At 67.2% G+C, this 10,341-nt stretch carries 4 protein-coding genes; all 4 read left to right on the top strand.

All coding sequences use genetic code 11. The features are described from left to right. The first annotated feature begins 238 nt into the window (after window positions 1–238). Window positions 239–5,314: an Ig-like domain-containing protein gene (locus AC1RGU_RS20805; protein WP_492697725.1), complete on the top strand. Its 5,076-nt coding sequence runs from the start codon at window positions 239–241 to the stop codon at window positions 5,312–5,314. A gap of 95 nt (window positions 5,315–5,409) precedes the next feature. Further along, window positions 5,410–6,381 (top strand): OmpA family protein, encoded by a 972-nt coding sequence (locus tag AC1RGU_RS20800; protein ID WP_492697723.1) that lies wholly within the window; start codon window positions 5,410–5,412, stop codon window positions 6,379–6,381. Between the two features lie 373 nt (window positions 6,382–6,754). Then, window positions 6,755–8,992 (top strand): type I secretion system permease/ATPase, encoded by a 2,238-nt coding sequence (locus tag AC1RGU_RS20795; protein ID WP_492697721.1) that lies wholly within the window; start codon window positions 6,755–6,757, stop codon window positions 8,990–8,992. A 29-nt stretch (window positions 8,993–9,021) separates the two neighbouring features. After that, on the top strand, window positions 9,022–10,338 hold the full coding sequence (locus AC1RGU_RS20790; RefSeq protein ID WP_492697719.1) for an HlyD family type I secretion periplasmic adaptor subunit: 1,317 nt from the start codon (window positions 9,022–9,024) through the stop codon (window positions 10,336–10,338). Window positions 10,339–10,341 lie beyond the last annotated feature (3 nt).

The following is a 10,341-nucleotide window of genomic DNA, read 5'->3' as shown; positions in this document are numbered from 1 at the left end:
ACGCGGCAGCTGCCGGTGCGGCTGCCGCGTTTCTTTTGGACTTGTGCCGTTGTCGACGACTTTGTGCGCGATTTCGGTACTGACCTACGCCTTCGTATCCGGCTTTCAGATTCGTCCGATGGCCCGGCCCGACGGCGCTTTCTAGAGTAGGCCACCTCAAAGAAAACACCGGATCGCATGGCGTCCCTTCGCATGCCGATCCGGTCTTCTTTTCCCCATTTCAGAGCATAGGACTCCCATGACATTCGAAAAGACGAACGTCACCTACGACCCGGACATCTCCCTCGTCATGAGCGCAGGCGCATCGACCTTCGCGCCTCCTCCCCCTTCGGTGGGCGGCGCCGGCGACGACGCGGGCGACATCCTGGGCAGCATCGCCCCCGGCGGCGTCACCGACGACCGCCAGCCCACTTTCCACGGCCAGGGCACGCCGGGCGACACCATCGTCATCCGCGACAACGGTAACGAGATCGGCACCACTGAGGTGGCCGACGACGGCACATGGACCTTCACGCCATCGACCGACCTGGTCGAAGGCCAGCACGCCATCACCATCGTCGCGCGCGACAGCAGTGGCAACGAGAGCACGCCTTCGCCCGCGTTCAATTTCGAGATCGACGTGACCCCGCCCGACGCCAGCCGGCTGGCCATCACGGGCGTCGCCGACAACGTGGGCGGCGTCACCGGCAACGTGGCCTCCGGCGCCACCACCGACGACACGCATCCGCTGCTCAGCGGCTACAGCACCGGCGTGCCGGGCCACACGGTCACCGTGATGGTCAGGGATGCCGCCGGCACCCGCGAACTGGGGCCGGCCACCATCGGAGAAAACGGCCAATGGACTTTCCAGGTCGACACCCCGCTGGCCGCCGGCCCGAACACCTTCACGCTCGTGGAGCGCGATGCTGCCGGCAACGAGACCATGCCGACCGGGCGCTACACCGTCAACGTCGTCACCGACAAGCCGAGCGCACCCGTGATCGAGAGCGTGTTCGACGATGTGGGCACGCCGCACATGCTGCAACCCGGCGAAGCCACCGACGACGCGAGGCCGACCCTGGCGGGCACGGCGCAGGCGAACCACACGGTCAAGTTCTATGACGGCAGCACGCTGCTGGGCCAGGTCGTCGCCGACGCCTCGGGCCAGTGGAGCTTCACGCCCCTGGCCAATCTGGCCGAGGGTGCGCACGGCATCACCGCCACGTCCACCAGTCCGCTGGGCCAGACCAGCGAGGCCAGCGGCAGCTGGAACTTCGTGGTGGACACGACGCCGCCGGCCAAGCCGACGATCGTGTCAGTGGTCGATGACGTGGGCAGCATCCAGGGCGCACTCGTCCATGGTGGAACGACCGACGACTTCAAGCCCTGGTTCAAGGGCGCGGCCGAAGCCAACAGCACCGTGATCATTCGCGACGGTGCCACGGAAATCGGCCGGGTGCAGGCCAACGCCGCGGGCGAGTGGACCTTTGTTCCGCTCACGAACCTGAGCAACGGTCCGCACAGCATCACCGCGACCGCGTTGGACAAGGCGGGCAACAACAGCGTGGCGTCGGATGCCTTCGGCTTCACCGTGGACACGCTGGCACCGGCCAAGCCGACCATCGTGTCGGTGGTCGACGACGTGGGCAGCATCCAGGGCAACCTGGCGCTGAACAGCGTCACTGACGACACCAGGCCAGCACTCTCGGGCAAGGCCGAAGCCAACAGCACCGTGGTCATCTACGACAACGGCGTTGAACTCACCCAGGTGACGGCCAACGCCTCCGGCGACTGGACTTACACGCCCACCACGGCACTGGGCCAGGGCACGCACAGCATCACTGTGACGGCCGTGGACAAGGCCGGCAACACCAGCGTGGCGTCGGATGCGTTCGGCTTCACCGTAGACACGGTGGCGCCCACGCAGACGGCCACGGTCTCGGTCATGGGCAAGGACAGCGGCGCCAGCGGCGCCGACTACCTGACCAACGACGGCGGCGCCGGTCGCCTGTTGCAGGGCACCCTGTCGGCGGCGCTGGGCAAGGGCGAGACCCTGCAGGTGTCGACCGACGACGGGGCCACCTGGAAGGCCGCGTTCGTTTCCGGTAGCAAGTGGAGTGCACAGGACGACAGCAGCCACGCGGGCAACTGGACGGTCCAGACACGCGTGGTGGACGAAGCCGGCAACGTGGGCACACTGAAATCGCAGGGCGTGGCGATGGACACCACGGCGCCTGCGGCGCCGACGGCGATCTCGGTGAGCGGTTCTCTCGTGACGGTCTCGTTCAGCAAGACAAATGTCGTGGCCGGAGATCGCATCAGCCTGATCAATGGAGACCAGCGTCTCGACTACGTCTTGACGGCTGCCGACGTTGCGGCAGGCAAGGCGGACATCACGCTGACGGCGCCGATCCATGAGAAGTTCATGGCGGGCATCGCGGACCAGTCGGGGAATATCTCCAGCTACCTGCGGCCCGTTCAGTTCGGTGTTTCCGAAGCCTTCAAATCCGCCAACAAGGTGGACCTTGCCAAGGGCCAGAGTGTCGACATCGGCACCATGATCGTGAAGAACGTCAGCGGGCGCCCCTCGACCAGTGGGTCCGTGGAGAGCGGTATTTCCGAAACCGGAAGTCCCACGCTCAATTCGGCGTCGCTGGTCGTATGGAATGGCGTCCTCGACGTCGACCTGAAGGGGGTCAAGGCAAGCTGGCTGACCGCCACCCTGTTCGATGTGCAGCATGCGTATACAGGGCAGGTATTGCGCTTCTACGACGAGAAGAACCAGCTCGTGCATACCGAAGATCTGCGCCCGTACGCCGCAGGGAAAAGCGGCTCCAACCTGATCAATGGCGTCATCTCCATCAAGATGCCGGCGGGGAAGACGTTCTCCCGATTCGAGCTCGACGGCGGGGAAGACTACATCGGGCTGGACGACATCTCGATCGGCGGCCTTACAGGCGCTCAGCAGTTCATCGCGGCCGCTGCAATCCAGGAGATCGATGCAGCATCAAACTCCGCCTACGACGGCGGGAATCTGGCCAACACTTTCAATCTGGGCAAGGTCTCCTATTTCGACGGCGCCAACGCGAAGGTCCATGGCGGTGGCGGTACCGACACGCTCAAGCTGACCGGCGCCAACCAGACGCTCGACCTGACCACCCTCGCGGACAAGGTCAGCTCGGTCGAAATCATCGACCTCACCGGCACGGGCAACAACACGCTCAAGCTGTCGCTGGCCGACGTGATGGAAAACGGCACCATGAACCAGTTCGTGACCAACGGCCGCGTGCAGATGATGGTCAAGGGCAATGCCGGCGACAAGGTCTCGCTGATGGACGTGCTGCCCAACGGCACCGACCCGGGCGACTGGGTCCAAGGAACCAACGTCACCCTCGGTGGCGTGGTCTACGAGGTGTACCAGCACTCCGGCTTCAAGGCCGACCTGCTGGTGCAGCAGGGCGTGACGGTCACGCTGCAGATCAGCATCGACCAGGTGATGGACGATGCGGGTGCGGTCACCGGCCCCATTGCAAACGGCGGCTTCACCGACGACACCACCCCGACGCTGACGGGCAAAGCCGTCGCGGGCGGCACCGTGAAGATCTATGACGGCAACACCTTGCTGGGCCAGGCCGTGGTCAATGCGAGTGGCAACTGGAGCTACACGCCGGACACGCCGCTGGGCGAAGGCCTGCACAGCCTGCGTGCCAGCGTGACGCCGGCGGGCGGCAGCGAAAGCGCCAGGACCGCTGCGTTCGATCTGACGGTCGACCGTACCGCACCGACCAAGCCGACCATCGTGTCGGTGATGGACGACGTGGGCAGCGTGGTGGGCAAGGTGGCGCTCAACGGCACCACCGACGACTCGCGCCCCGACTTCACGGGCAAGGCCGAGGCCAACAGCACCGTGGTCATCTACGACAAGGGCGTGAAGCTCACGCAGGTGCAAGCCGATGCGTCGGGCAACTGGAGCTGGACACCGGCAACGGCCTTGGGCAATGGCGTGCACACCATCACGGTGACGGCGGTGGACAAGGCGGGCAACGCCAGCGTGGCGTCGGATGCCTTCGGCTTCACGGTGGCCACCACGCCGCCGGGCAAGCCGACCATCGTGTCGGTGATCGACGACGTGGAGGCCATCACAGGCGCCATTGCCAGCGGCACCACCACCAACGACGCCAAGCCGACCTTCAGCGGCAAGGCCGATGCGAACGGCACCGTGATCATCTACGACAAGGGCGTGGAGATCGACCGCGTGCAGGCCAACGCCTCGGGCAACTGGACCTACACGCCGGCCAAGGCGCTGGGCGAGGGCGCGCACAGCATCACGGTGGCGGGGGCGGACCCGGCGGGCAACACGAGTGCGCCCTCGGGTGCGTTCGAGTTCACGGTGGATACGGCACCGCCGGTTCTTGCCCAGGGCGGCATCTATCTGTCGTACGCCCACTTGTGGTACTGGTGGGCCCTCGACATTCCAGTCGCTGAGAATCCCGGGGTCAAGGACGCGGCTCGGGTCGTCATTCGCTACGTCGAAAACAACATCGAGAAGGACTACTACCTCCAGGTCACCGAGGGCCACAGGGATGGAACGATCACCAGCGTGTGGCGGGACCTCCCCATCCCGGCGGGAATCCCGATCAAGGTGGCGTTCGAAGATGCGGCGGGCAACCTGACGGCTTTTGTCTCCGTCCCCGTCAACAAGACCAGTCACTTCTGGGCCTACCCCGCCGGCACCTTCGGTGTCTTCGAACCTGTGGAGATGACGGACGACAACATCATCGACAGCCCGGCCCAGGTCTACACCGAAAGCGACGAGACGTTCATCGCCAAACTTGGCTTCGCCGACCGCCTCGCAGGCGGCGCGGGCAACGACACCTTCACGAAGGTGGGCACGGGCGACATGGTGCATGGCGGCGCGGGCGACGACGTCATCCGCGTCAACAGCGGCGACTTCGCACGCATCGACGGCGGCCTGGGTGTCGACACCCTGGTGATGGACGGCAAGGCGATGCACATCGACCTGTCGGCCCTCGGCCCGAAGGTGCAGGGCGTCGAGAAGTTCGACCTGGGCGCGGGCGGCAACACGCTGGCGCTGAGCACGCACGACGTGCTGGCCGGTGGCGCGCGCGACATGGTCATGGCCGACGGCAAGGTGCAGATGCTGGTCAACGGCGCCAATGGCGAGGTCGACCTGCTCGGCGGCACCCACGGCGACGACGGCTGGACCCAGGGCAGCAATGCCACGGTGGGCGGCGTGACGTACCACGTCTACACCAACCTGGCCGGCACGGCCGAGCTGCTGGTCGAGGACAAGGTCCACGTGACCATCCTCTAAGCCGACGGGGCCTGTCGCCCGGCCGCGGCGTCGGGCCCCACTTTTTTCTCATTCATTTTTCATGCGTGCCCCGTGCGGGGCACCCGGAGCCATTCATGTCCTCGTTGCTTCCTTCGACTTTTCTTTTCTCCTACCGCGGCGTCCGCGCCGCCGCACTCCTGGCACTGGGCGTGCTGGCGGCGACCGCGGCGCAGGCCCAGCAACCGCAGAAGCAGGGCGCTGCTGCGGCCCGTCAGGGGCCGGTCTACCGTGCCGTGCCCGCCGCAGCGGCCGACCAGGCCCAGGTGATCTTCTTTCGCCCCGTCAGCACCTCGGCCGCCGGCCAGCGCCCCGGTGCGGCGCACGTGTACGTGAACGGCGAGTTCCACGCCGCGCTGCTGCCCAACAGCTTCACGCGCCTGTGCGTGACCCCGGGCAACCACTCGGTCGAGGCCTACCTCGGCGACGCGCCCACCTACGAAGGCAAGTCGCAGCCCCGCACGCGCGCCGAGCTCGAGGGCGGCAAGACGGTGTTCGTGGCCGTGTCGGAACAGGACGGCTCGGGCTCCCCGGTGCCCTACCGCCGCGCCGACGCCGAACGCATGCTGGCGGGCGCACACGAGCAGCGCCACGTGATCAGCCGCGCGAGCGCGGTCGAGCGCTGCCGGGAGTCGGTGGCCGCGGTGCAGCCGGTGGAAAAGGCCCGCTACACGCTCAACACCGACACGCTGTTCGCGTTCGGCCGCTCCGACCTCGCCGCGATGACGCAGAAGGGCCGCACGGCACTGGCCGACGTGGCTGCGCAGATCCGCGCGAATTCGCTGGAAGGCGTGACGCGCATCGCCGTGCGCGGCCATGCCGATCCGATCGGCTCGGCGCCCGAGAACCTGCGCCTGTCGGAGCAGCGCGCACAGACGGTGCGCCGCGTGCTGGCCGACGAAGGCCTGCCGGCGGACCGCATCGCGGCCGAAGGCATGGGCAGCGTCGAGACGGTGGTGTCGTGCGTGGCCAACCGCTCGCGCGACGCCCGCATTGCGTGCAACGCCCCCAACCGCCGTGTCGAGGTGGTGGTGCAGGGCGTGAAGTAAGTCGCACCGCGCGGCGGGCATTCCGGCGCTGCGTGCGCCGCGGGGCGTTGCCCCTTGCCCGCAGCGGCAGGGACAACGCCCCTTTTGGCGTGCATGCGGCCCGCAGTTTCGGACGAGTCCGATGGATTGTTCACGGGCCCATTTGTAAAGTCCTTGGCATGGGAACGGCGCCTGCCGCGCGGTTCCCACGTCGAGATCCCCCGCTGCCGAGGCGCATGCGGGGCCCCTGCGAATTCCTTGTCAGTGCAATGCCATGAAAGTCCGATGCCATGGGGCAGGGACGGGTGTTGCCCCGATGTTTCACACCACCGGCATCCACGGCCCCGCCGCGCTGCCACAGGCCTGCCAACGGGCGAAGAGAAAAGAGAACCACATGGCTGCAGTGATCGCGCATGACGCCGTACCCGGCGTACCGGGAGCCCCCGGCAACGAGGCGTCGCCGATGGCGATGGTGGCGGAAGAGCGCGACACGCTGCTGCGCGCCGTGCACTGGCTGTGCGCGCACCACGGTCGCACGTTGAGCGAGGCCGCGCTGCAGGCGGGCCTGCCGCGCGAGATGCGCCTGTCGCCCACGCTGGCGGTGCGCATCCTGGAGCAGGCGGGCATCGGCGCAGGCTGGGTCAAGCGCGAGGTGGGCGATTTGCTCTCGTACCTGTTCCCCGTGGTGGCGCTGCGCAAGGAAGGCGGCGCGTGTGTCATCACTGGCCGCAACGGCCAGGGCGACAAGGCCACCTACGACGTGATCCTGCCGGAAGCCGGCACGGGCACCGTGACGCTCAACGTGCAGGAGATGGCTGCGCTGTACGGCGGCCACGCGCTGCTGGCCAAGCCGCACGCGCAGTTGGACGACCGCGCCGGCCCCGAGGCCGAGGAGTCGGAAGGGCACTGGCTGTTTTCCACGCTGTGGCGCTACCGGCGCTACTACGCGAGCGCGGCGCTGGCGGCGCTGCTGATCAACATCCTCACGCTGGCGAGCACCTTCTTCACGATGAACGTGTACGACCGCGTGGTGCCCAACCAGGCGTATGTCACGCTGTGGTCGCTGGCCATCGGCGTGGTGTTTGCGATGGTGTTCGAGTTCAGCGCGCGCCACGTGCGCTCGCACCTGGTGGACATGGCGGGCAAGAAGGCCGACCTGATCCTGGGCTCGATGCTGTTTCGCAAGCTGCTGTCCACGCGCATGGAGCACAAGCCGCAGTCGTCGGGCTCGTCGGCCAACCAGCTGCGCGAGTTCGAATCGGTGCGCGACTTCGTGACCTCGGCCACCATCTCGACGCTGTCGGACCTGCCGTTCTGCCTGCTGTTCGTGGGCATCATCTTCATGATCGGCGGGCCGCTGGCGCTGGTGCCGCTGCTGTCCATTCCGCTCATCATCCTGATCAGCGTGGCCATCCAGTGGCCGCTGGCCAAGGTGATGCAGGAGAACCTGCGCGAGGGTTCGCTCAAGCAGGGTTTGCTCATCGAATCGATCGAAGGCATCGAGTCGCTCAAGGCCGCGCGCGGCGAGGGCGTGATGCAGCAGAAGTGGGAAAACTTCAGCGCGCTCGCTGCCACCAGCTCCATGAAGTCGCGCAAGCTCTCGAGCATGGCGGTGAACCTCGTCACGCTGATCCAGCAGGTGCAGACCGTGGTGCTGGTGGTGTGGGGCGTGTACCTCATCCATGCGGGCGAGTTCACGATGGGCGCGCTGTTCGGCACGGTCATCCTGGCCGGGCGCTCGACCTCGCCGCTGGCGGCGGTGGTGGGCCTGGCGGTGCGCTACCAGCAGGCCAAGACGGCGCTGACCTCGCTCAACCAGGTGATGGCCAAGCCGGCCGACCGCGTGGCCGAGCGACGCTACCTGGCCAAGCCGGTGTTCAACGGCCACGTCACGCTCAAGAAGATCAACTTTGCCTACCCCGCGCCGCCCATGCAACCGGCACCGCCGGTGCTGCAGGACGTGAGCCTGACGATCAAGGCGGGCGAACGCATCGCCATCCTGGGCAACATCGGCTGCGGCAAGTCGACGCTGCTGCGCGTGATGGCCGCGATGTACCAGCCCGGTGCCGGCCAGGTGCTGCTCGACGGCGTCGACGTGGGCCAGATCGACCCGGCCGACGTGCGCGCCGCCGTGGGCCTGCTGAGCCAGGACGCGCGCCTGTTCCACGGCACGCTGCGCGACAACGTGACCATCGGCCACCCCTCGGCCACCACGGAAGAGTTTTTGCACGTGGCGCGCATCACCGGCATCGACACGATTGCGGCGCGCCATCCGCGCGGCTACGACATGCCCATCGGCGAGGGCGGCCACGGCCTCTCGGGCGGGCAGCGCCAGCTGGTGGCGCTGGCGCGCTGCCTGCTGCTGCGCCCGCGCATCCTGCTGATGGACGAGCCCACCAGCTCGATGGACCTGCAGACCGAGCACGAATTCCTGCGCCGCATGGCGCACGTCACGCAGGGCCAGACCCTGGTCGTGGCCACGCACCGGCTGTCGGTGCTCGACCTGGTCGATCGCATCGTCGTGATGGACGGCGACGGCAAGGTGTTTCTCGACGGACCGAAAGACGCCGTGCTGGCGCGCCTGCGCGGCGCGGCCGGCAATGAACCGAACGAACAACCGGTGCCCGCGTGAGCGCGCACCCGATGCAAGGAAACGATGCCATGAACACGAACGAAACCACCGCAGGGCCCATGCCCGGCGCGGCCTTGCCGGCGAAGGTGCCGGCCCCCGTGGCGAAGCTGCCCGCGAAGCGCCCGGGCCCGAGCGGCCAGGCACGCCACGAAGACTCTCCTTTCGTGAAAGACCTGCGCGAAGCGATGCTGGTGCAGAAGACGCCGGGCAGCCTGGCGGTGCTGTACCTCATCGCGACGATCCTCGTGGTCGGCGGCGTGTGGGCGCACTTTGCCAAGGTGGAAGAGATCACGCAGGGCGAAGGCCGCGTGATTCCGGCCAGCCGCGAGCAGATCATCCAGAGCCTGGAAGGCGGCATCCTGGAAGAGATGAACGTGCACGAAGGCGACGTGGTCGAGCGCGGGCAGATCCTGCTCGAGATCGACCCGACGCGCGCGGGCGCGTCGTACCGCGAAGGGCTGTCGAAGGTGCAGGCGCTGAAGGGCTCCATTGCCCGCCTGCGCGCCGAGGCTTATGCGCAGCCGCTCGCGTTTCCGCCGGACGTGCAGGGCGTGGACTCGATCGTGCGCGACGAGACGCAGGCCTACAACGCACGCCGCCAGACGCTCAACGAGAGCGTGGGCGCGCTGCAGCGCAGCCTGCAGCTGGCCGAGCGCGAGATTTCGCTGTCGGAGCCGCTGTCGGCGCGCGGCCTGATGTCGGAAGTGGAGGTCTTGCGCATGAAGCGCCAGGCCAACGAGTTCCGCCTGCAGATCGCCGAGCGCCAGAACAAGTACCGGGCCGAGGCCAACGCCGAGCTCACGCGCTTCGAGGGCGAGCTGGCGCAGGCCAAGGAGAACATGGGCGCGCGCGAAGACGTGATGAAGCGCACCACCATCAAGGCGCCCGTGAAGGGCACCGTGAAAAACATCCGCGTGAACACCATCGGCGGCGTGATCCAGCAGGGCGCGGACATCATGGAGATCGTGCCGCTGGAAGACCAGCTGCTGGTGGAAGCCAAGATCAAGCCCTCGGACGTGGCCTTCATCCGCCCGACGCTGCCGGCCACCGTGAAGATCTCGGCCTATGACTACGGCATCTACGGTGGCCTCACCGGCACGGTGGAGCACCTGAGCCCCGACACGCTGAAGGACGACGAGAAGGCACGCCAGGGCGCGCGCGGCGACACCTCGTACTACCGGCTGCTGGTGCGCACGGACAAAGCTTCCTTGAGCGCGGGCGACAAGGAGTTCCCCATCATTCCCGGCATGACCGCCACGGTCGAGATCCGCACGGGCGAGAAATCAGTTTTGAGCTACCTGCTGAAGCCGGTGCTCAAGGCGCGTGAAGCCTTTCGCGAACGCTGAGCA

This window comes from Variovorax sp. GW823-FHT02B07, assembly GCF_058797695.1.
This window is presented reverse-complemented; position numbering and strand designations above follow the sequence as displayed.